The sequence below is a fragment of the Paenibacillus hodogayensis genome (assembly GCF_039536325.1).
GTDB classification, from domain to species: Bacteria; Bacillota; Bacilli; order Paenibacillales; family NBRC-103111; genus Paenibacillus_AB; species Paenibacillus_AB hodogayensis.
Genome location: NZ_BAAAYO010000021.1, coordinates 98,377 through 121,299 on the forward strand (window position 1 = coordinate 98,377; position 22,923 = coordinate 121,299).

21 protein-coding genes and 2 pseudogenes are annotated in these 22,923 nt (G+C 46.4%); 21 read left to right on the forward strand and 2 right to left on the reverse strand.

Translation table 11 applies throughout. From position 1 onward, the window contains the following. Positions 1-10: 10 nt before the first annotated feature. The gene (locus ABD796_RS33570) at positions 11-847 is read right to left on the reverse strand and encodes a helix-turn-helix domain-containing protein (protein WP_344916781.1); all 837 of its coding nucleotides are present in this window, start codon (positions 845-847) and stop codon (positions 11-13) included. Positions 848-1,035: 188 nt separating this feature from the next. On the opposite strand from ABD796_RS33570, the gene ABD796_RS33575 reads away from it, so the two are divergent. From ABD796_RS33575 to ABD796_RS33670, 20 genes and pseudogenes are all read left to right on the forward strand, one after another. Then, positions 1,036-1,917 (forward strand): NAD-dependent epimerase/dehydratase family protein, encoded by an 882-nt coding sequence (locus tag ABD796_RS33575; protein WP_344916783.1) that lies wholly within the window; start codon positions 1,036-1,038, stop codon positions 1,915-1,917. A gap of 299 nt (positions 1,918-2,216) precedes the next feature. Then, on the forward strand, positions 2,217-2,789 hold the full coding sequence (locus ABD796_RS33580) for a TetR/AcrR family transcriptional regulator (protein ID WP_344916785.1): 573 nt from the start codon (positions 2,217-2,219) through the stop codon (positions 2,787-2,789). Positions 2,790-2,821: 32 nt separating this feature from the next. Further along, complete coding sequence (locus ABD796_RS33585) at positions 2,822-3,436, forward strand: cysteine hydrolase family protein (RefSeq protein ID WP_344916787.1); 615 nt, start codon at positions 2,822-2,824, stop codon at positions 3,434-3,436. A gap of 48 nt (positions 3,437-3,484) precedes the next feature. After that, entirely contained in the window at positions 3,485-4,444 is a 960-nt protein-coding gene (locus ABD796_RS33590) for an aldo/keto reductase (RefSeq protein WP_344916789.1), read from the forward strand. Positions 4,445-4,520: 76 nt separating this feature from the next. Beyond that, complete coding sequence (locus ABD796_RS33595; protein WP_344916791.1) at positions 4,521-4,952, forward strand: organic hydroperoxide resistance protein; 432 nt, start codon at positions 4,521-4,523, stop codon at positions 4,950-4,952. 251 nt (positions 4,953-5,203) lie between these two features. Further along, a complete protein-coding gene (locus tag ABD796_RS33600; RefSeq protein WP_344916793.1) occupies positions 5,204-5,818 on the forward strand; it encodes a cysteine hydrolase family protein in 615 nt (204 codons plus the stop codon). Positions 5,819-5,920: 102 nt separating this feature from the next. Further along, positions 5,921-6,469 (forward strand): hypothetical protein, encoded by a 549-nt coding sequence (locus tag ABD796_RS33605; protein WP_344916795.1) that lies wholly within the window; start codon positions 5,921-5,923, stop codon positions 6,467-6,469. Between the two features lie 100 nt (positions 6,470-6,569). Continuing rightward, positions 6,570-7,106 carry a hypothetical protein gene (locus tag ABD796_RS33610; RefSeq protein WP_344916797.1) on the forward strand — a complete coding sequence of 179 codons (537 nt, stop codon included), beginning with the start codon at positions 6,570-6,572 and terminating at the stop codon, positions 7,104-7,106. 844 nt (positions 7,107-7,950) lie between these two features. Then, on the forward strand, positions 7,951-9,486 hold the full coding sequence (locus ABD796_RS33615; protein WP_344916798.1) for a spore germination protein: 1,536 nt from the start codon (positions 7,951-7,953) through the stop codon (positions 9,484-9,486). A gap of 81 nt (positions 9,487-9,567) precedes the next feature. Beyond that, positions 9,568-10,794, forward strand: coding sequence for a Ger(x)C family spore germination protein (locus ABD796_RS33620; protein ID WP_344916800.1), 1,227 nt, complete (start codon positions 9,568-9,570; stop codon positions 10,792-10,794). Then, positions 10,787-11,884, forward strand: coding sequence for a GerAB/ArcD/ProY family transporter (locus ABD796_RS33625; protein WP_344916802.1), 1,098 nt, complete (start codon positions 10,787-10,789; stop codon positions 11,882-11,884). The genes ABD796_RS33620 and ABD796_RS33625 overlap by 8 nt, the downstream gene beginning before the upstream one ends. Positions 11,885-12,375: 491 nt before the next feature. Beyond that, positions 12,376-12,836, forward strand: a pseudogene (locus tag ABD796_RS33630) (IS4 family transposase); the annotation flags it as partial. 305 nt (positions 12,837-13,141) lie between these two features. Then, on the forward strand, positions 13,142-14,005 hold the full coding sequence (locus tag ABD796_RS33635; RefSeq protein WP_344916804.1) for an AraC family transcriptional regulator: 864 nt from the start codon (positions 13,142-13,144) through the stop codon (positions 14,003-14,005). Positions 14,006-14,026: 21 nt separating this feature from the next. Further along, positions 14,027-14,557 (forward strand): GyrI-like domain-containing protein, encoded by a 531-nt coding sequence (locus ABD796_RS33640; RefSeq protein WP_344917536.1) that lies wholly within the window; start codon positions 14,027-14,029, stop codon positions 14,555-14,557. Positions 14,558-14,896: 339 nt separating this feature from the next. Continuing rightward, a complete protein-coding gene (locus tag ABD796_RS33645; RefSeq protein ID WP_344916805.1) occupies positions 14,897-15,379 on the forward strand; it encodes a DUF2975 domain-containing protein in 483 nt (160 codons plus the stop codon). Positions 15,380-15,389: 10 nt separating this feature from the next. Further along, on the forward strand, positions 15,390-15,605 hold the full coding sequence (locus ABD796_RS33650) for a helix-turn-helix domain-containing protein (protein ID WP_016114251.1): 216 nt from the start codon (positions 15,390-15,392) through the stop codon (positions 15,603-15,605). 820 nt (positions 15,606-16,425) lie between these two features. Next, positions 16,426-18,072: a P-loop domain-containing protein gene (locus tag ABD796_RS33655; protein WP_344916811.1), complete on the forward strand. Its 1,647-nt coding sequence runs from the start codon at positions 16,426-16,428 to the stop codon at positions 18,070-18,072. Between the two features lie 20 nt (positions 18,073-18,092). Further along, a pseudogene (locus ABD796_RS33660) lies at positions 18,093-18,206 on the forward strand (AraC family transcriptional regulator); the annotation flags it as partial. Between the two features lie 208 nt (positions 18,207-18,414). Continuing rightward, positions 18,415-19,017, forward strand: coding sequence for a TetR/AcrR family transcriptional regulator (locus ABD796_RS33665; RefSeq protein ID WP_344916813.1), 603 nt, complete (start codon positions 18,415-18,417; stop codon positions 19,015-19,017). Between the two features lie 56 nt (positions 19,018-19,073). Beyond that, positions 19,074-19,958, forward strand: coding sequence for a carboxymuconolactone decarboxylase family protein (locus ABD796_RS33670; RefSeq protein ID WP_344916815.1), 885 nt, complete (start codon positions 19,074-19,076; stop codon positions 19,956-19,958). Between the two features lie 318 nt (positions 19,959-20,276). On the opposite strand, the gene ABD796_RS33675 is transcribed toward ABD796_RS33670, so the two are convergent. Beyond that, positions 20,277-21,152: a LysR family transcriptional regulator gene (locus ABD796_RS33675; RefSeq protein ID WP_344916817.1), complete on the reverse strand. Its 876-nt coding sequence runs from the start codon at positions 21,150-21,152 to the stop codon at positions 20,277-20,279. Positions 21,153-21,269: 117 nt separating this feature from the next. Here ABD796_RS33675 and mdcA point away from each other — a divergent pair, with 117 nt between their 5' ends. Next, a complete protein-coding gene (mdcA, locus tag ABD796_RS33680; RefSeq protein ID WP_344916819.1) occupies positions 21,270-22,922 on the forward strand; it encodes a malonate decarboxylase subunit alpha in 1,653 nt (550 codons plus the stop codon). Position 22,923: the final 1 nt, after the last annotated feature.

The following is a 22,923-nucleotide window of genomic DNA, read 5'->3' on the forward strand; positions in this document are numbered from 1 at the left end:
GCGGCCGAATCTATAAAGTCCGATCCCGGGAGGGGGAATGGCCAAAATGGCGCTTGTAGGCCGAAGAAAAGGACGACAAGGAGGAATAGCCCAACTGTTCCGCCAGAAGCCCCATGGGGATTCGCGTATGCTTGAGACGGTGAGCGGCGATTTCCATGCGCGTATGCAGCATAAGCTTTCGCAGTGGCTTATTGAAGTCTTTGGCGCATATGCGGCGCAGCTGGCGGGCGCTAAGGTGAAGGCTGTCGGCCAGCGCCTGGCAGCCTCCTTGGGAAGCCGCGTAGCGGGAGGCGACGTGCGCTTCGATCCGCTCGACCCAATTTTCTTCCGACGGCAATGCCGGGCGGCTCTCGTGACCGATGCTGCGGGCGATGTCGGACATCAAACACAACAGCTCTCCGCAAATTTTCTCGTAGTAGCCGATTCCTCGCTCGATCAATTCGCTACGGATCGCCATAAGCCGGGATATTCCGCCAAAATCGTCATCCACTAGGACGGGAGCGGTCAAGGGCAGGAAAGTGGAGTCCAGGGAGCCTTGGGGACCGTTCCCGGCCGGTTCCATAGAAAAGGTAAAGGAAAAGGTATGAACCTCCGTATTTTTCAACGATAAGGCTTTGTGCCGCACATGGGGCGGAATGACGACGATAGTGCCGGCGGAGCAAGGATAAGCTCCCGAATCAAACACGAAAGAGCACTGCCCGGCCGCAATCGCGTGAATCTCAAACTTTGGGTGGCTATGGAAATAGGGCTCCAGGGTAAAGCTATTTTCCGTAAAATCATGGGCTAGCGTGACCTTCAGTGTGCACTTCGCGACGCGCAACGATAGGTTGAGCTCGACATAGCTCATGACAGCACCTCTTTCTTGTTTGTTTCCAATAGAATAGATCAACAACCCGATTCGAATCAATATCGCGGCGTTCTTATTTCCCGAATCATTTTACGTTCCGTAAACGATAGATACTTCTGCTATAATATGGCTACGGTACCGAGAACGCGGGAAATGGCCATCACTTTTTTTAAGAAAGGAGATCCACTATGAAAATTCTAATTACCGGCTCGACTGGTCGAGTGGGTCGTGCCATCTATATTAGGCTCTGCAAAAAGCATCCTGTTGCAGGGTTAGATCGAGCACCGTCTTCGACGGCTGATTTTGTAGGTGACATTGGGGACGAAACGTTACTTGCCCGGGCGTTAAAAGGAGTGGACGCTGTTGTTCATACTGCGGCTTTGCACGCGCCGCATGTTGGAATATTGCCTGACGCCGAGTTTGAGCGGATCAACATTCACGCCACCAGGCGGCTCTTGGAACTCGCGGTTGACGCGGGCGTGTCCCGTTTCGTTCTGACCAGCACAACAGCACTTTACGGGGACGCTGCCACCCCGGCCAATCAGGCGGGATGGGTGGATGAGGAGATGGTTCCGATCCCGAGAACCATTTACCACCGGACTAAGCTGGCCGCGGAAGAGGAAGTCAAACAAGCAGCAGCATGCGGGAGGCTCTCGGCAACAGTGATACGAATGTCGCGATGCTTTCCAGAGCAAGCATCTCTGATGAGCGTGTACAGACTGCATCGAGGCATAGATGCCAGAGATGTTGCAAGTGCCCACGACCTGGCCCTCCATTTGAACGAGCCCGGATTTCGCATTTTTGTCGCGTCAGGGGTAACCCCTTTCGAACCGTCCGACTGTCAACAGTTAGCGGTCGATGCCGTCAGCGTGCTTCGACGCAGAGCGCCTTCTTTGGTTACGGAATTTGAACACAGGGGGTGGGCGCTTCCTACGAAGATTGACCGGGTTTATTCGCCAAGAGCGCTTTGCGCGCTTGGCTGGGCACCTAGATACAGTTACGCCGAAGTGCTGCGATTGCTCGAACAAGAATCGGCTGAGGTATTACCTGAAGAACATTATTCAATTTAGAGCTAACGCCAAAGAAGATCAAAAGCTATTCTTAAACAACAAACAATAACTATGGAGACAAGGGGATCTATTCATGAAATACTATTTATCGTCATTTAACGAATCACTGATATTAGAACAGAGGGTTTGAACTCCCTCTATTGAATTTAAGAACGACCGTTCAAATCTATTCTTGACCGATCGTTCTCAAAGTGCTAAATTTATTATTGTAAGGACACACATTTAAGAACGGTCGTTCCAGATTATTCTTGACCGATCGTTCTTTATTCGCTGAATTTGCTTTGAAAGGAGAGTTATGGATGGCTAGGACAAAGGAGTTTGATCACGATGCCGTTTTGCTTAAAGGCATGCGGTTATTCTGGGAACAAGGGTATGAGAAAACCTCCATTCAGGAACTAGTATCACATATGGGGGTTCATAAAGGGAGCATGTATGATACCTTTGGCGATAAGAAATCCTTGTATATCAAAGCATTGAAACACTATAGTGAAAAGCTAGAGAAATCGTATAAGCTTCGTATAGCTAGCCTTTCTGCCAAAGAAGCAATCCGAATGCTGTTTGAAAGGGCAATTCATCCGGGGGAGGAGTCTCCTGTGGGCTGCTTCATAGTGAATACGGCGGTTGAGTTGGCCAAACATGATTCAGAGGCAAGAGATTGTGTTCATCAGTTCTGGGACTATACGGAACAATTAATACGTGACCTTATCATAGAAGGTCAACAATCGGGGGAACTCTCCGAGACGCTCAACGCGGAATGGCTTTCTCAATATTTTAACAATGCGCTGATCGGACTTCGCGTTATGGTTAAAACTATAACAGACAGGGAAAAATTACGCCAAATTATTGAAATGAATATGTCAGTATTAAAATGATGATATTTTTATGCTGAAGGGAATGAATATCCATGACGAAGATATACCATCAAACAACAACAGGGCTGCTTTTGGTTGACCCTTACAATGATTTCTTATCACCAGAAGGCAAGAGTTTCTCTCGTGCTAAAGAAGTTGCAGACTCCGTAAACTTGCTTGAACATTTAAAAGAAATCCTTAATGCTGTTCGGGAAGCTGGCATTCAAGTTTTTTTTGTTCCTCATCATAGATCTGAACCAGATGATTTCCAAAACTGGATGCACCCAACTCCGTATCAGCTTCTTACGAAACAAAGACAGGTATTTGCTAAAGATTCATGGGGTGGAGAATTTCACCCGGATTTTCGACCTCAGAAGAACGATGTGATTATTAAAGAGCATTGGGGAAGCAGCGGGTTCGCGAACACTGACTTGGATCATCAGCTTAAAATGCATGGTGTACAAAAGATTATTGTTGTTGGTATGTTGGCCAATACGTGCATCGAAGCGACTGCACGCTTCGGCATGGAACTTGGTTACCATGTCACCCTGGTTAAAGATGCAACAGCTGCTTTCAGTAAAGAGGCCATGCATGCGGCGCATGAAATTAACGGCCCTACCTTTGCACATGCCATTTTAACAACAGAAGAACTTCTTGCAGCCATATAAGCTATATAAGAGCCTATGGAGACCTTACTTTAAAAGGAGAGATGTACCATGAAAATAGTTCCGCTAAAAAACACCCCTATCCCGCCTGTTGCTCTCGGAACCTGGTCATGGGGAACCGGCGCCAACGGAGGGGATGCGGTATTTGGAAATAATCTGATGTCCGAGGATTTAAAGCCCATATTCAATGCGGCAATGGACGCAGGATTGAACTTTTGGGACACGGCCGCGGTTTACGGCATGGGCGCTTCGGAAGCAATTCTAGGAAAGTTCATTCAAGGAAGAAACGACGTCCTGATCTCAACGAAATTCACGCCTCGCAGCGAGCAGTCAGACGATGCTATGGAAGAATTCCTCGCCGGAAGCTTACAGCGGCTTGGAACGGATTATGTCGATATGTATTGGATCCACAATCCGAAAGATGTTCGGCGCTGGACTTCGAAACTGATCCCGTTAATGAAAAGCGAAAAAGTCAAATACGTAGGCGTTTCTAATCACAATTTGGAGGAGATTAAGCTCGCGGTGGATATATTGGCACAAGAGGGGCTCCAGCTCTCTGCCGTTCAAAACCATTACAGCCTACTCTACCGTTCCTCAGAGGAAGCTGGCATAATTGAGTATTGCAAGGCCAACGACTTGATCTTCTTCTCCTATATGGTACTGGAGCAAGGAGCATTAACTGGTAAGTATCATGCTCAGAATCCCTTTAAGGCGGGATCTCGAAGAGGAGACGCATTCCATAAAGAGGTATTTGTCAAAATTGAAGATCTGTTAGAGCTGATGAGAGAAATCGGTATCCGGCATCATGTCGCTCCTGCTGAAATCGCTATTGCCTGGGCAATCAACAAGGGAACGGTACCGATTATCGGCGTGACAAAACCATCGCATATTGCCAGTGCTATTTCTGCCATTGACGTCAAATTGACGAATAAGGAAATTGAAGAACTGGAACGAACAGCGAAGTCGTCAGGTGTAAAAATTCGAGGTGCATGGGAGAATGACATGATCTAGAAGTTCGTTGCATAGGAAACAAGGTTTTGTCCGAATATAATTTATGGGTTCTATATTGTAAAGGAGAGACTCGAAAATGGATAAAATGGAAAAGAAATTGTACACAGCTACCGTAACAGTAGAAGGCGGAAGGGCTGGCAAAGCGGTATCCAGCGATGGTGTCCTTGATATGGAGCTGAAAGTTCCCAAGGAATTAGGAGGACCCGGTGGACACGGAACCAACCCGGAGCAGCTGTTCGCAGCCGGATTTGCCGCATGCTTTGAAGGTGCGATGGGGGTTGTTCTGAGAAAAAAGAAAATCAAATCGGAAGGCACTAAAATAACGTCGCGTGTTACGATTGGCAAGGATGTAAACGACGGCTTTGTCTTGTCAGTATTTATGGATATCTCTATTAAGGGTGTAGAAACGAGCGTCGCGAAACAAATCGTCGAGGAAGCTCACGATGTTTGCCCTTATTCCCGAGCAACCCGCGGTAATATCGAAGTCATCACAAACGTAGTGGATTAATCTGTGCATAGATTGCAGAGCTTGCAAAATCGTTTACAGATTGAATTTTATTAATTTAAGAACGAACGTTCAAAAATAATATTTGAACGTTCGTTCAATCCCAAAGAAACGATAGCTAGATGTAGCGCGACCCCAGAATCCTGAATCCGCTTCAGCGGGCGACTCCTTTCCTAATAAAGCATAAAGTATGGTCAATTGACGAAACCTATAGCGAAATTTACTTCCAACAGGAAAGTGAGGAGTGTTGGCTAATGACAAAAACCTACGATAAAGGAATTACGGGCTTATTATTGGTTGACCCTTATAATGATTTCTTATCTCCGGAAGGTAAAGCTTATCCTCGTCACAAAGAAATATCGGAATCCGTAAACCTGCACGAACATCTAAAAGAGATCGTCGATAAGGTCCGAAAAGTCGGTATCCGTGTATTCTATGTTCCCCATCACCGATCTGAACCGGATGATTTCGATACTTGGCTGTATCCAAATCCCAATCAGGTCAGGGCCAAGAAATCACAAATATTTGCAAAAGGTACTTGGGGTGGGGAGTTTCATCCGGATTTTCAACCTCAAAAGGGCGACGTGATTATAAAAGAGCATTGGGCTAGCAGCGGATTTGCGAACACGGACTTGGATCATCAACTGAAAATGCATGGCTTACAAAAGGTTATCATTATCGGCTTGTTAGCCAATACATGTATTGAAGCGACCGCACGCTTCGGATCGGAGTTGGGTTACCATGTTACTCTGGTTAAAGATGCTACAGCGGCTTATAGTCAAGAAGCTATGCACTCGGCGCATGAGGTTAATGGGCCTACGTTTGCCCACGCTATTGTAACAACGAAAGAACTTCTTGCTCAACTGTAAAAGATTCGACGAATTACTGCGTTTCACATAATGAAGCTTCTGGCTAATGAACGAGTTAACGGGCGAAATCATTACTTTAAAGTAGGAGGCTGGGGCTTACTTATGTCCAAGATTCGCGAAGACCTAACTCTCGCAAAATCGAGCTTTAGTCACATTATCGACGTTCCGGTGGAAAAAGTCGATATCGGACAATGGATATTTTCGCTTTCCGAAGCCGAATATCAACGTTGCTGTCCGCCGGACCATATTGCGGTAGGGACAACCAAGACGGAAGACGGACGTCCAATGTCGATAAACGTGGAGAAAATCGGAACCAGTCTCTCGATCCAGCATTATGTCGGAGAGGTCGTCGAAAAACACAAATGCCGGATGGTCTCCACGACCGATATCTTTATTTCGAACGAGCAACGAACCCAAATGAAAGTGATTTGGGAGCTTAGCGTAAAACCCGTCAGCGCCGCTCAATCCGAATTTACGAATTCCGTGGTAACCCATCCGTCAGAGCATTTATTGAGTATTTTCGAGAATCAGGGACTCACGTTTGAGCAGGCGTCCGCGTCCCGACAAAAAATATCGGAAGATCACAACAGACGAGAGGCACCTCTTTTCGCAGAAAGTATCGCACGCGCTGCACGTGGGGAAGTACATTAGATTAGGAGTCTTGTCATTTGTGACGAGCTTTATAACTGGTCTTGAATAAACTCACCTAAGTAGCCTCATAATAACGAAATTAAAGACGGAGGTTTTTCAAATGTCCGGGATACGCCAAGACCTTACACTAACTCAATCAGTTTGCAGCCATGTTATCGACGTTCCTGTTGAGAAAGTCGATATTGGGAAATGGTTATTTTCGCTTTCCGATGCTGAATATCAACGTTGCTGTACCCCTGACCATATTGCGGTAGGCGCTACCAAAACGGACGACGGTCGTCCAATGTCCATCAACGTAGAGACAATCGGCACCAGTCTCGCAGTACAGCATTATGTCGGAGAAGTCGTCAATAAAGATTTTTGCCGGATGGTCTCTCTATCCGACATCTTCCTTACAAACGGAAGAACACAAATGCAAGTCATATGGGAGCTTAGCGTAAAGCCCGTCAACAACAATCAGACAGAATATACGAATTCTGTAAGATCACATCCTACCGATGATTTTTTGAAAATCATCGAGAGTCAGGGACTAACGTTCGAACAGGTCGCCAAGGACAGACAAAAGATCGTAGAAGATCACAACGGACGCGAAACGCCGCTTTTTGCGGAAAGCATCGCACGTGCTGCTCGGGGATAAACGCCCCTAGAATAGGCATTGGAAAAACCCCTTGGTTATTCCGATGAAATCTAGGGGGCCGTTAAAAAACTATATGTTTTTTCAGGAGATCGACGATTTTTATATGTGATATCAATTAAAAATGAAAAATTCGTTTAAAGCCCATCTCACAGGCTAAAAACGGATTTTTTGTGCACTAAAAAGCCTTTTTAATTCATAGTAAAGAGTTTTTTATTGGATGACCCAATATTTAGTAAATTTTCCACAAAAAATCAAGTGCTAAGTGTCACGCAGTTAGGGTGTTGGGCTCATGCAAAGCGGAAATATCACGAGGCCCTTCAAGCGTTACCTGCAGGTCAGCGTTCCATCACAGCGGGGCGGTAGGATTGGTGTTCTGCAACGTTCACTTTGAGATGGAACGCAAGTTGAAAGATTCGGCACCCGAGCAACGTCCTCTTCAACCGCTACCGAAACCTGGAGAATCGGATGAGATTTTTAGTTGAAATATACGAAGGCATGCGAAAAGCACTTGGAGCAAGTTTCCCAATAGGACTTAAATTAAACTCCTCCGATTTCAAAGAAGTTGTGAAAAAAGTGTTTTATAGTTACGATAATCCAAAATGTTCTCAGGTACTGGCAAAGGAACTTATAAACCGTCACCGTTACATAAAAATCCCCTCCATAGAATCGATAACAAAAAGGTCTCACCTAGCGTTACAACTCCTATTTTCGTCCAATCCACTCTTACTTATCATTTATCGTACCTACTACGCTCACACTCATTCTTCTACACTGCGAATATAATTTCATGCAAAATGTACATAATAACCAGAAACTAAATCTAAATAGTCAAAGGGACATCCTCATGCTAAAGTCGCTATTCAACAACAGTAACAATCATAATAAATGCAGGCCTCCGTATACCGATGAGCAGGATACCTCCGATACCTCCCTAAGCGCCATTCTGAGAGGTGATTTTGAAGCGGATTGCTCGTACTTCCGAGATCTCTTCGACCGTTCAAAAGACATTGTCTTCAACGAGCTGTTGATCTGCGGCAAATATCGCGGAATGATTATTTTTGTAGACGGGTTTGTGGACATATCGCTGATTAATATGTTTGTGATCGAGCCGTTGCTCAATAAAGAGCAACAGTTTGAGCAAGAGCTGAACGAGAATGCCGAACACCATGACATACTGGCTGTCTTGCAAAAAAGTATAGTCTCCACGTGCACAACCAAGCTGGAAAAGGCGATGGATCCAATTGCAGCGGCCGTTGCCGCCGGAGAAACCGTCTTGCTTCTAGAGGGGGCCTCCCAGGCGCTTATCATCAGCATGAAAGTCCGGGAATCCAGGGCTGTTGAAGAAGCTCCGTCCGAACCGACTGTCCGCGGGCCGCGGGAAGGCTTTACAGAGAAACTCTGCACCAATACAAGCATGCTCCGCAACAGGCTTAAGACAACCAAGCTGAAGATGGAGTCACAAACGATCGGCGATATCTCCAATACCGAAATCGTTCTGACGTACCTGGAGGGAGTTGTAAAGACGGAACTGCTGGACGAGGTTCGGACAAGACTGCGGCGGATCAAAATCGACGGGGTGCTGGAGAGCGGGTATATCGAGGAACTGATTGAGGATAACAATCACTCCCCTTTTCCACAGATGCTCAACACGGAACGCCCCGATCGGGTGGCCGCCGCCCTGCTGGAGGGAAAAGTCGGCATTCTGATCGATAATACTCCCTTCGCACTTGTGCTGCCTGTGACCTTCCTCGGATTGCTGCAATCGCCGGAAGATTATTATCAGCGTTATATGATCTCGACCGTCACCCGGTGGCTTCGCTATTGGCTGGCGTTTGCTGCTCTGGTTTTTCCCTCGTTTTATGTTGCCGTCATTACCTTCCACCAGGAGATGGTGCCGGCCAACCTGCTGCTCAGCATTGCCTCGTCGCGGGAAGCCGTACCTTTTCCGGCCATTATTGAATTGCTTCTTATGGAGATCACCTTTGAAGGCTTGCGGGAAGCCGGCATTCGCATGCCGCGTCCAGTAGGTCAGGCGGTAAGCATCGTTGGCGCGCTGGTAATCGGGCAAGCTGCCGTACAGGCTGGCATTGTCTCGGCCATACTCGTGATTATTGTATCGTTCACGGGGATTGCCTCCTTTATTTTTCCCTCCTATGGTCTGGGGATTTCCGCACGGCTGCTCCGGTTCCCGTTGATGTTCCTCGCCGGTACCCTTGGGCTATACGGGGTTTTTCTCGGGCTGCTGGTCATTTGCATTCACATGCTGCGGCTCCGTTCTTTCGGCATTCCGTATTTGTCTCCTGTATCGCCGCTCTCCTGGAACAACCTCAAGGACACGATTGTTCGGGTGTCTTGGCGGAGCATGATCCGTCGTCGGTAGCGGATTGTCAGTCGAGCTCCATTAGTGCGAACAAAGCATTCACGAACTTTAGTGCAGCGGTAAGAAAACGAGGTGAACAAGATGCAAGCGAGAACGGCAACCCTGTTCATGATAGGATGTCTAATCATTTTTATGCTGACGGGCTGCTGGAGCAAGGTGGAGGTTAATAAAGTTGCCATTGTCACCGCCGTAGGTCTTGACCAGACAGAGCAAGGCAAGATTCAACTGTCGCTGGAACTGGCAATTCCCAAAATGCTGGGGGGACCGAATCAGTCGGGAGGCGAGAAGCAAGGGGGGAAGGCAGGCTGGATTCTCTCGGCCGAGGGGAATACGATCATGGAGGCTTACGCTCTCATCCAACAGAAGGTGCCTCGAAAAATTGTTTTTTATCACAATAGAGTCATTGTCATCAGCGAAAGACTGGCACGAAGCGGCGTCCTTCCGGTCCTTGATTTTTTTGAGCGGTACAAGCAATCGCAGATTAGAAACCATATTCTGTTTACCAGAAATGATGCGAAGGAAATATTGGAGTTCAAACCTGCATTTGGCAAATTGTCTTCCGAGATCCTGCGCGACGAAGCCAAGTCCAAACGTAATGTAGGCGTCCGGCTGCTGCATTTCGTGGATATGATGACCGCACCGGGAGATGCCCCAATGACTGCACAGGTTTGGCTTGCTCCGGCTCAGGCGGGCAAAAACGGAACGGCGAAATCGGGCAACATTACAAACAAGAGTTTGTCACTGAGCGGAGCTGCCGTGTTCCGAAAGGACAAGCTGATCGGCTGGCTGAATGAAACAGAGACCACAGGCGCTATGTGGCTGAAGAATCGGATGCAGGACGCCGTGACCACTATCCATGTTCCGGACGCCCAAGGCGGCGGACGGTTCAGTGTACAAATTGTACAGTCGAATACAAAATATAAAACCCTCCTCAACCATAAGGGGGTTCTAATACAGGTGGATATCCAAGCCAACATATCGATTTACGAGAACTCTTCCAAGCTGAATATGAGTGATCCGAAAGGTTTGAATTACGCCGAGGGACTGGTCCGAGATAACGTTAAGGCCACAATCGAAGAAGTCTGTAAAAAAGCACAACAGGAGTACAAAAGCGATATTCTCGGACTAGGACATGTCGTCTACCGCCAGCACCCTAAGCAATGGAATTCGATGTATAGGTTAAAATGGGACGAACGATTTCCCGAAGTCTCTGTATCCGTTGCCCCGCACATTAGCGTCAGCCAGATAGGGCTGACCAACAAATCTATTGAGATGGAAGAAGAGCGAAAGAAGGAGCCGCATGATTAAAGTATCTGGGTATCAGCTGTTTGCCGCTACAGTCTTTTTCCAATTGGGAACAACGGTCGTATTCGGGTTCGCTTCGGATGCTGGCCGGGATGCCTGGATTGCGATTCTGCTATCCGCTTCAATCGGGATGCTTGTGATTTTGGGCTACACGGTTCTAGCCAATATGATGCCCGGTCTGACACTGGTCGAGTGGTTCCCCAAACAGTTTGGTCCCTGGTTGGGCATTCCGATTGCCTGGCTTTATCCGTTGTTATTTATTTACGACGCTGCCCGGGGAATTAGCGATCTGGAGGGGTTGGTTCCCGTCACCCTGCTGCCGGGCACGCCTACGTGGGTTATTCTGGGCTGTATGATGCTTGTGATCGTCTATTTGCTGTTCAGCGGAGTCGAGGTTATTTTCAGGCTTGCGGGACTGCTGCTGCCGATTATTCTTCTCTCTTTCTTGCTCGAACTGCTGCTACTGTTAAGCTCCCAAAGCATAATCCTTTCTAATATTTTCCCCATTCTGGGCGAGGGCTGGGGGAGAGTATGGAAATCGGTCTGGCCCTTTGGCATTTTACAAACCTTCGGTGAAACAATTGAATTTGCGATGCTGTGGACCTTTTTGAAGCAGGACGGGAAGCTGACCCGGATCAATTTGATCGCCGTGATGGTATCTGGAATAACGATTACCGTATTCGACATGTTCGCGATCATGGTGCTGGGCGAAAGCGTGTTTCAGCGGAACGTCTATCCTTTGCTCGTGCTGTTGAAGCAGCTCAGCATCAGTGACTTTCTCGATAATCTGGACGCACTGGGCGTCATGCACTTTATGACTACCACTTTATTGAAAATAACGCTCCACCTGATAACAGCGGTTCTGGCTATCCGTAAACTCACCCGCTCTCAAGGCTATCGCCTGCCGATCCTTATTGCCGCAGCGGTCACCTTGTGGACCGGGAGCAATATGGCTCAAAGCGTGGCCGACCATCTTTTTGTAGGAACTCGAATTCTTCCTTACAACCTGTGGATTCCGCTGTTCTTGGTGATTCCGGGGATTCTCCTGACCGTTGCCTGGATCCGCAAACAACAGGAGCCGGGCTATGAGTGAATTTATCTGGCCTTGGCAATCCCATGTGATGATGTCACACCCTTGGGCAATATGTGTACTATTTGCCGGTTTGGCGCTGCTGTTGTCCATGATTACATGGTTCAAGAAGAAATGAAGGAGGGCTAGCGGTGAAAATCCGGAGACGCAGGCTACCGTCTGTCGTTTTATAACAAATAATGTTGGAAATTGCTCGAAGAGCATTTAAATTCTTATGATAATATCCCATGTTGGTTAAATTGTCATTTAAGTCACCAAGAGATCTTAACCGATAGAAGATACGTCATGAACGATACTTGCAAGAACTGAACTGTATCCAGATGCTGGTCCCATGTACTATCTCAACTTTCGCTGAGCGAAAATCAGCTTAATCGCATAGACAGCAAGGCTTGAGATAAATTCAATAGTGGGTTTGACGAAATAGAAAAACACCGCTTCGTTTGGTAAAGTGAAGGGGCGACCAATCACTACCACACAGAAGAGGTGTCTTCTCTATGATGGATCAAAAAGGGGTACTTGATCAACTACCGAATGAAATTAAACCGGCTTTTGAGGAACTGAATGTGCTGAAACACTTGCGTGACGCGGGTTTCAAAAAGAAATTCGGCTTGACCTGCGCCTATTTATTTCGCCTTGTGTTTGTCCTGCTCTTTCACCAGAAGAACTGGTTTCGACTCTTGGAGAGTTCCATAGGCGAGCGTTTCCCGGGAAAGATACCGTCTATCGTTTTTTGAATCATGGCGGCTATGTCTGGCGGCGGTTCTTGCTTTCGCTCAGTGGCGAAACGATCGCACGGATGGAGCCACTGGCCTAGACGATACGGGAAACCGCGTTCATTGTGGACGGCTTCATGTTCGAACGCAACCGGAGCAAAGCCGTCGAGATGTTGGCGCGCTTTAAAGATCACGCGACTGGCACCTTCTACAAAGGCTTCCGTATGTTGACCATGGGCTGGCGAACAAATAGAGTCATAGCATCCCTCCGAGTCGTAGTCGATAAGGTTTTTACCCATTTTTCCAACTACATTCTCGGATGGGGCACTAGTAAGGAGATATAATATCGATTATTAAATATTGGATGATGCATAAAGGTAAAGACCCAATCTATCAAAATTTGGGAATTTCTGATTTTAGGAATGAGATATAATTACTGTCCTAAGTGCGGTGGAAGCCCTACATTTTCTTTTGCATATTTTGTACATCAACTGCAAAGCGGCAGTTTAATTTTCTGCTAGACTTTTATAGGAAAGGAGGACCATTCGTGGATTGGCTTGATCGAATGCATGCTGCCATTGATTATATTGAGGACAACCTGACAGGTGAAATTGATTATAAGCAAGCTGCAAAAGCCGCTTGTTGCCCGGAATATCATTTCCAACGAATGTTTGCGTTTATTTCAGACGTGACGCTTTCTGAATATATCAGAAGAAGACGCCTGACACTTGCTGCTTTTGAACTGCAACAAAGCAACAAAAGTGTGATTGAAGTAGCCCAAACCTATGGGTATAAATCGCATGCGTCTTTTACGCGAGCATTCCGTGAACTGCACGGGACTTCACCAATAACAACTCGTCAATCAGGTGCAAAGTTGAAGGCTTATCCTCGCATGTCTTTCCAGATTTCGATTACGGGGAGGACAGAAATGATCTATAGAATTGAAAAAAAACCGGGATTTACAGCTGCAGGTTTCAAAAATTGCGTGAATATGGATCATGCATTCAATTTCATACCGAAAATTTGGCAAGAAGCAAGGCAGAACGGCATTGGGGAAAAATTATTTGGGTTATTGGATAGACATCCAGAACAAGCACCGAAAGCGATACTAGGCATTTTATCTGGAGGTAATTGGGGTAGAAAAGATACATTTTTCTACTATTTGGCTGTTCCCTATGAACAAGAAACACCTGCAGATATGGAAAAGCTGACGATTCCTGAATGCCAATGGGTCGTATTTGAACCTCAAAATCTTGCCGACTTCACAAACACTTGGAAGAGTTTGTATACGGATTGGCTTCCTACATCAGATTATGTTCTGGCAGACTTACCAGCAGTTGAATGTTATTATCCTTCAGAACACTACCCTCAAAATGAGCTTTGGATTCCGATTAATACGAAAGGAAGATAAGAATGGCAGAACTGAAAAAAAATCGAATTTGTTGACTTTGGACCTTACAAGATGGTTGGAAAAGAAATTAGAACGAAGATTGAAAACGTAAATCCTATATTTCCATCCAAATTTCCAACGATTCCTTCGTTGTGGAAACAATGCTTCTCAGACGGGACATTTGATACGCTGGCAAATATGACGGAATATTGTCCTGACGAAACGCCGAATGGTTATGAGGGGTACATGAGGGATTTTAATCAAGAGGATGGGACATTTACTTACGTTGCGGGTTTTTTGATGAAAACGAAAATACCTGTTCTTGATGGATTTACAGCCTATGATATACCAACCTGTTCTCTTGCAATAGCATGGATTGAGGGGGAAGAGCATGATATTTACCCGAATGCACATCAACTGACGGTTGAAGCCATTCATCAAAATGGATATAAAGTGGATTGGGAAAATTACTTTTCATGTGAAGTGTATACGGATCAAAGATTTGGAATCCCCCAAAAACGTGGACAAAAAGTACTGATACTTGATTATTATATGCCAGTTAAGCAAAAGTAAGCTTAATTTGTGATCTTTGATTTTTCGCTAAGCTCCCATGAAAATTAAATCCGCAGCCGCAGAAAAAGGCTGCACTAAAGAAGACGCAGTTCATTCCGATGGGATATTGAAATGGTTTCGAATTAGGAATTAATAGCAATTGTCACGGAGTAATCTAAGCACTCCAGTCTTCGAACGGCATACTTTACAATAGATTGTTGTTGTTGCCTATCAAAATAGTCTTCACCTAATCCTCGTCCCATTTTCATCATCTGTGGTGCGGCGCGATATTAATTTATTGTAAAACGATAAATTATGCGGTAAAGTAAAAACTGACATTATATAAGTGAGGTGCAGTTTATGAAACGAGGAACCACACTCTTTTTGAAGACGGCTGTTATTCTTATTGGAATCCCAATTCTCGCTTTGTGCATATTTTTAGTGCCTAAGATTGGGAATTTTGCTGGAGAATTGTATCCAGAAATGGCTTATATGCAACCCCTCGTATTAATCGATATGTACACAGCAGCGATTCCTTTTTACTTTGCTTTGTATCAAGCTTTTAAACTTTTAAGCTACATTGATAAGAACCAAGCGTTCTCGGAATTATCGGTAAAAGCTTTAAAGAATATAAAATACTGTGCCATCATAATCAGTACCTTATACCTGCTAGGCATGCCACTCTACTATCTCATGGGGAAGAAAGTTGACCCTCCAAGCTTCATACCAATGGGATTGGTCATTATTTTCGCCTCTGCGGTGATCGCCGTTTTTGCCGCTGTTCTCCAAAGACTTTTAAAAGAAGCTATTCATATAAAATCAGAAAATGATTTAACGGTCTGAGGTGGAGCATATGGCAATTATTATTAATATTGATGTGATGTTAGCAAAACGAAAAATGAGTGTAACGGAGCTTTCGGAGAGGGTTGGAATTACCATGGCGAATCTTTCCATTCTGAAAAATGGGAAAGCAAAAGCGGTTCGTTTTTCAACATTAGAAGCGATATGCAAGACTTTGGATTGTCAGCCAGGTGATATTTTAGAGTACAAGAGCGACGAAGACACTTAATAAAAACAGTTAACAAATTTATTGCGTAAGCTTCGCAGACCACATCAAACAGCTTGGTATAATACTCTTCGGAGCCTTCTAGAACCGAAACTGTGACTGAATCATTCAGTTTGAATGCATCGCAGTGGTCCACGCTTAAGGCTCGAGAGACGACGTCAGTCTCGCGAGTACACACTGGGGGTATCTTTTACCTATTTCAGGGCTAATTATAATTAATCTTTCCCTATATTGTGGATGAGCTTAATGTTATAGTTGTGTTGCTGTAAAAATAAATCGTAACGAGGTGAGGACAATGAAAACAAAAAAATATACGTCTTATCCTCATGTTGTTTTTTAGTTGTTTTTTACGAATACACTAGGCTCTGAGGGTAGGATTCACTCTCAGGGCTTTTATATTTAGGCAGAAGGAACGTTTAAGCTTCCTTGCTGGTCTATGACAGCCACTTACGGAGTGGCTGTTATTTTTTTTGGACAAAAGGGTTGGTCAAGGCATAGTGGTTTTATTTTGAGTTGATTAGGATTTAATCGGTTGGGGGAATATGTTTTGAATTTGAGTTACTTAGGATGGAATTCATTCTTCTCGGAAAAGTTCAAACAGTGCCGGTTTATGTTTGAGCAGGCTCAAACCTTGAAATTAGGGGTCGATCCGTTTCGTCGTTACCTTGTTCCAAAGGATAAGGGGCCCCCTTCTTGAGATATCATTTCAACTTTGGCATCGTTTCCCGTTATTCACCGCTTCCCCAATATGAAAGGATGATGCTTTATTAAAAGACTCGCTCAATATTTTCGCTCCTTACAATCCGGACAGTCATCTTACAGTATGATTTATGAACCTGATCCAACCTATTGGAATAATGATGTTGCTTATTGCATTGAACGGACACATAAACTCACACTGGATAAACCATGTATTACCATAAAAATACCTTTTGATCGTCTCGGCTTAGATGAAAATAGGGATCAAGTTGTTCTCTCCGATTTTGCATTAAGAGAATGGGTTGATCATATCGAGGCATTAAATGAATGGATTGATAACCGGTCACGTTCTGATAAAGAAAATGGTGCTTTTTATTGTTTTCGTCCCACCAATGTGGTATTGCAACGTAATGCATCCTTTGTCGAAATCGTCTCGGAAAAATGGTATCTATGCTTAATGATTACAGTTCAACTTCCATTCAAGAATAATGATAAAGCTATGCGCATGCTCTGCAAAATGCTTCCAAAAGAAGTGGAGAAGTTTATTGCCAAGTTTGATCTCATCAAATTAAATGCTGCCTATGAATTGGTAAAAAAACAAAATAGGATTCGCGAATGGCTGAAATCCAACGATTATTGTGCGTTTATTGCGAATGGCAGCATGTTGCCAAGAAATAAAGACAACAGCGGGCCGCTGGAAGATGCCTTGCCTTTTACATCCCCGGAAGATGTTGAAGTTGAAATTTGTGGTTTGCGGGGAATGGGAATACAACAGGGTGTGACGGTCATCACCGGCGGTGGTTATTCGGGTAAAAGCACATTGCTGGATGCACTAAATTCGGGGATTTACAATCACATCATAGGCGACGGACGAGAATTTGTGATTACTGATCAAAGTGCAATGGAAGTATCTGCAGAGGAAGGCCGTTCCATAAGAAATATCAATATTACGCCTTTCATAAAATGGATACCCAATAGATCGGCTGAACAGTTTTCGACTGACTACGCCTCAGGCTCCACATCTCAAGCCGCAAATATTATGGAGGCCATTAATGTCGGGTGTAAGCTTCTTCTTATTGATGAAGACAGAAGTGCGACGAATTTTATGATTCAAGACAGCAAAATGCGTTCATTAATCAAGCATGAACCCATTACACCTTTTACGGAACGTGTCAGGGAGCTTTATGAGGCTGCCCACGTATCTTCCGTTCTTGTTATTGGAGGTAGCGGTGAATTTCTATCCGTTGCCGATCAAATCATCCTGATGGACAATTTTGTGCCAAAAAACGTAACCCAGGAAGCAAAAAAATTATGTGAACACGACAAACCACGCGAACGCATCCCCTTTACAAATTGGGAGATTGAAAGAAAAATAACCACCGATCACTTTTCGAGCTATCCGCAGGGCAGTGGCAGAGAAAAGCTGCTGGTTTCAACCATGGGATACATGATGATAGGCGATGAACAAATTGATATCAGAGGGCTTTACAATATCACATCACACGCCCAGCTTGCAGCTATTGCCTTTTTAATTCGAAAAATCGCTATAAGCAATCAGGATCGCCTCATCTGTCTTCATGAAAAGATCAAAAATGCTCTCGAAGATATGGAGAGAGAAGGAGTGGATATTGTATTTTCTTCCTTTTTTCCTGGTTTCGAAAGATGGCTTGAATTGCCAAGAATGAATGAAGTACTATCTGTCATAAACCGAATGAAACATTTGAATTTTATTCAGCTTGAGCCCTCTGAACATCCAATAGACCGCCACTAATTTTTTAATTCATGGGTAGTTCTGCCCATATGGCATTTCGAGTAGGGTATGAAAGTTCCTTACAATTTAGCAGCGAGTATTCACGAATTTTTGGCTTCCCGCCTAGACAGGATGTAAAGCACCTGAAGGCTTAAAGGAGAATACGATGATGCATTTAAGTCGTTCAAGCCATAGTTAACAAGGTTAATCATTAATATAGTTAAACAAATAACACCTATAAGTGGATAAAAACACTTGACCACTTTGGTCATTCGAAGTATATTGGAAATGACCAAAGTGGTCATAGCGTAATCCATACTGATCAGGAAAGGAGTGGACTTCATTTATACAAAGTTTTATTCCTTGGAACAAAAGAAACAGGAACGCATTATTAACGAGGCGATGAAAGAGTTTGCGCGAAGCGGTTACGACAGGGCATCCACAAATGAGATCATCAAAGAAGCAAATATAGCAAAGGGCTCCTTATTCGTCTACTTTAACAATAAAAAGGAACTGTATCTGTTTTTGCTTGATTACATCAGTGAGGCCGTGAGTAAAATCTACGACGAGGTGGATTGGACTGAAACCGATATCCTGAAAAGAATTTGGGATGTAGGCCTCATTAAGTTAAAGTTTTATAAAAAGTACCCGCAGGCGTTTGATTTTCTGAAGGCGGCTAGTCATGAGAACGCCTCTGAGGTAAAATCCGAAATCGACAAAATGAGCAAGGCTAACTTTGAGATCGCATTCAAACGCTTTTACAAGGATACGGATCTGGCGAAATTCAGTGACGATATCGATATTGAAACGGCAATCAGCGTTATTAATTGGACCATGACGGGTTTTGCACAGCAGCAGGCGGATCGGCTGAACTCCTCGGACGAAATCAGCATGGATGTGCTCGGGGAATGGCAAAAGTATTTGGCTTTCTTAAAGCAGTGCTTCTATAAAAAGGAGGAAAAATAATAAAAAATCCAATAAAGGATAAGATTGAGCGACCGACAGAGGCCCGCATACCGCAGATGGCAGTATCCGAGCTGCCGGAGGAACTGCGCGCGGTGGCCGGCATCGGCGCGTCGAACGTGCTTTTGACGCTGGCGCACCGCGGAGATTTGATGTCCGCCTGGCTTGAGTTCGGAATGCACTTCATTAGCGGGGGGCGAGTGTCCATGCGGACGCGAGAACTGCTGATTTTACGCGTCGGGCTCCGGACATCGTGCGCGTACGAGTGGGGCAACCACGTTCCCGGAGCCCTCAGCACGGGCGTGACTGCCGACGAGATTGCCGCCCTCGCGGACGGGGCGGGCTCCTGGTCCGCCGCCGAAGCAGCGGTGCTGGGCCTGGTCGACGATCTCTGTACGGACAACTGTGCCTCGGAGGAGACATGGAAGGCACTGACGGCGGCGTATACCGAGGGTGAAATCATAGAGCTGGTGATGCTGATCGGGTTTTACCAGATGAACGCCGGATTCTTGAATTCGCTGGGAGTACAGATCGAGCCTGGCCGCCCGGGGCTGGGACAAGGCATGGCCTACGAGGCCCCTGCGGTTCCGGTCAGGACAACCGGCTCCTCAGTGGCAGAAGCACAGACAGAGTCTACTGTAGACGGGACGTGGCAGCTGAAATTTTACCATCCCGCCGCGACGCAGGAGCTCCGACTCGAGGCTGTGTCAGAAGTGGGGGCGCTGTCCGGCTCGATCACCAATGAGGCGGCGGGTATCACCGTTCCTGTCTCGGAGGGGGCGGTACGCGGAAACCGCGTGACGTTCACAACCGTCATGACGAAACCGTTCCCTGCTACCATCACATGGGACGGGACAATCGACAGCGATTTCGTCTCGGGCACAGTCAATATCAAAGGTGTGGGCTCTTTCCCGTTTGACGGCACAAGGTCCGGGCAGAAGTGACAGAAAGTTGCTGACCTCAGAGTAGCATTGATCATTGTGTTAACGGGTACGATTGCGGAGGAGCTTGCCATGAGGCAGCTCCTCCTTCATTTGTTGAAGTAACGATCAGGGTAGTTCCAATGATCAGGGTAGTTCCAATATCGTGTTTGATTTTTTGCAGTGTACGAGCATTGGGCAGTTTATCTTGAGCCAAAGCAAAATAGAGGCCAGCGACAAAAGGGCCGCAAATGTGCAGGTTAGTTTATCATAACGATGCCAGTCTACGATAATGTTTCAACTTATTGAAGAGGTATTCTACGAGATGGCGGCCACCACACACTAAGACACGAACTCATTAAAATACCGGACTGCGAACTCCTTAAACAGCTCGGTGGATCGTGACACATACCGGTTGGTATTCCAAACCATGCCAATAGTCCGCTTGCACACTGGCTCTTCAATGGGCAGCAGTACGGACGAGCTGCCGATCGAGCCGCCCCATGTAACGGCAGGGAATAAAGCGACGCCCTGACCCTCTCCTATAAGCCCACGGACGATGGACGGATTGTCGCTCTCGAACACAATGTTCGGAGCAAAGCCTGCCAGCCTGCACAAATGCTCCGTCAACTCCCGCAAGTTGGATCCCCTTCGCAATGAAATAAACTCTTCGCCAGCCGCCTCCTCCAATCGGATGCTCGTTCGCTTCGCGAGCGGATGGTCGCACGGGATTGCCAAAAAAATGTCCTCGGTCAGCAGCGGCACGGTTGCCGTTTCTGAAGAAGATTGATAAGGCAACGAAGTAATAAGCAGATCAAAATCCGGTTGCCCGAAGCTGGGAACATTTTGCTGCAGCCGAAAGGTGATACGCGGATGCTTCTTCCGAAAAGCGGACAATAGCGCAGGAATCACATAGGAGGCGACTGTAAACGTCAACGAGATCGGCTCCGCCGGTTCTCCTTCCAAATCGCGTAATTCCCGCTCAGCGTTATCAAGAATAGTCAAGGCTTGCTCCACATTTTTCAGAAACGACCTTCCATGCGCGTTGAGTTTAATATATTTGCTTGTTCGCTCGAAAAGTTGTACACCGACGCTTTGCTCTAGCGTGGCGATTGTGCGGCTTAAGGCAGGCTGAGAAATGCGCAGTTGTTCCGCGGCTCGCGTCATATGTTCATGACGAGCTACGGTAATGAAATATTTTAATTGCAGCAGCTCCATAATAGCCTCCATTGATATATTTGAGTATATAAATAACATGACTATTTATATATTATTATATTTTAAAGTGACATGATACACTCGTTTTATCACCTATCGCCCGGGAGGATACAATCTATGCAAACGTCATTACGAATGAAACGTTCCTGGACATCCCGACGCGACGAGAAAAGCCGAAGGATGCAGGCGGCTCAGTGCTATATGAAGGGGAAGCTGGTGGACGACCAATCGATCGTGAAGGTGCTGGAGTTGCTGCTTATGCCAGGCGATCGCGTCGTACTGGAAGGAAATAATCAGAAGCACGCCTCTTTTTTGTCGGAAGCGCTTTCCAGTCTAGATCCGGAGAAAGTGCATGGGCTGCATATGCTCATTTCAAGTATTTCCAGACCCGAGCATCTTGACATTTTCGAGAAAGGGATCGCTCGCAGGCTGGATTTCTCCTTTGCCGGTCCGCAAAGCTTGCGCATGGCTCAAATGGTCGAGGATGGCAAGGTGGAGATCGGCTCCATTCATACGTACCTGGAGTTGTACGCGCGCATGGTTATCGATTTAATTCCCCGGGTCGCGCTTGTTGCGGCGGATCAGGCCGATCGGGAGGGGAACTTGTATACCGGCGCCAATACGGAGGAAACGCCAACGCTTGTTGAAGCCGCTGCATTTCATGACGGTATTGTCATCGTTCAGGTCAATGAGATTGTGGAGGAGCTCCCGCGCATTGACATTCCGGCCTCCTGGATCGACGTGATCGTTGAAACGGCTGAGCCGTACCAACTGGAGCCGTTGTTTACACGCGATCCGAGACATATAACCGATATCCAGATTTTGATGGGCATGATTGCGATTCGGGGCGTATATGAACGCCATCAAGTCCAATCTCTCAATCACGGAATCGGTTTTAATACGGCTGCGGTGGAACTGCTGCTGCCGACTTACGGAGAACAGCTTGGGCTGAAAGGGAAAATTGCCAAGCATTGGGCTTTAAATCCGCATCCGACTTTAATTCCGGCTATAGAATCCGGCTGGGTGGAGAGCGTCCATTCCTTCGGCGGCGAGGTCGGCATGGAGCTTTATACGGCTGCCAGGCCTGATGTGTTTTTCACCGGAAAAGACGGCAGCCTGCGGTCTAATCGTACGTTGTGCCAAATGGCCGGCCAGTATGGAGTAGATATGTTTATCGGATCGACGCTGCAAATGGATGCGGAGGCAAATTCCTCTACAGTAACAGCAGGCCGTCTTGCAGGCTTCGGAGGGGCTCCCAATATGGGGCACGATCCGCGGGGAAGACGCCATGCAACGCCGGCGTGGTTGAACATGAAAGTCGGTAACGATCCGCTTGTTCAAGGCAAGAAGCTGGTCGTCCAAATGGTGGAAACGTTCCAAGGGCGCGACAAGCCAACTTTCGTGGACACGTTGGATGCCGTCAAGGTTGGCAAGGAGGCAGGTTTGGCTACTGCGCCTGTGATGATTTACGGGGATGATGTCACCCACGTTGTGACAGAAGAAGGGGTCGCTTACTTGTATAAAGCGCGCAATCCGGAGGAGAAGAGAGCTGCTCTTGCTGCGATTGCCGGCGTGACGCCGCTTGGCTGCGGGCACGACCTTTCCATCAATGACAGATTGAGAAAAGAGGGGTTAGTTGCTTTCCCCGAGGATTTGGGTGTTCGCCGTTCGGCTGCAAAGCGATCGCTCTTGGCAGCTGCAAGCATTGAAGATTTAATCGAATGGTCGGGGGGGTTATACAAACCGCCCGCAAAGTTCAGAAGCTGGTGAG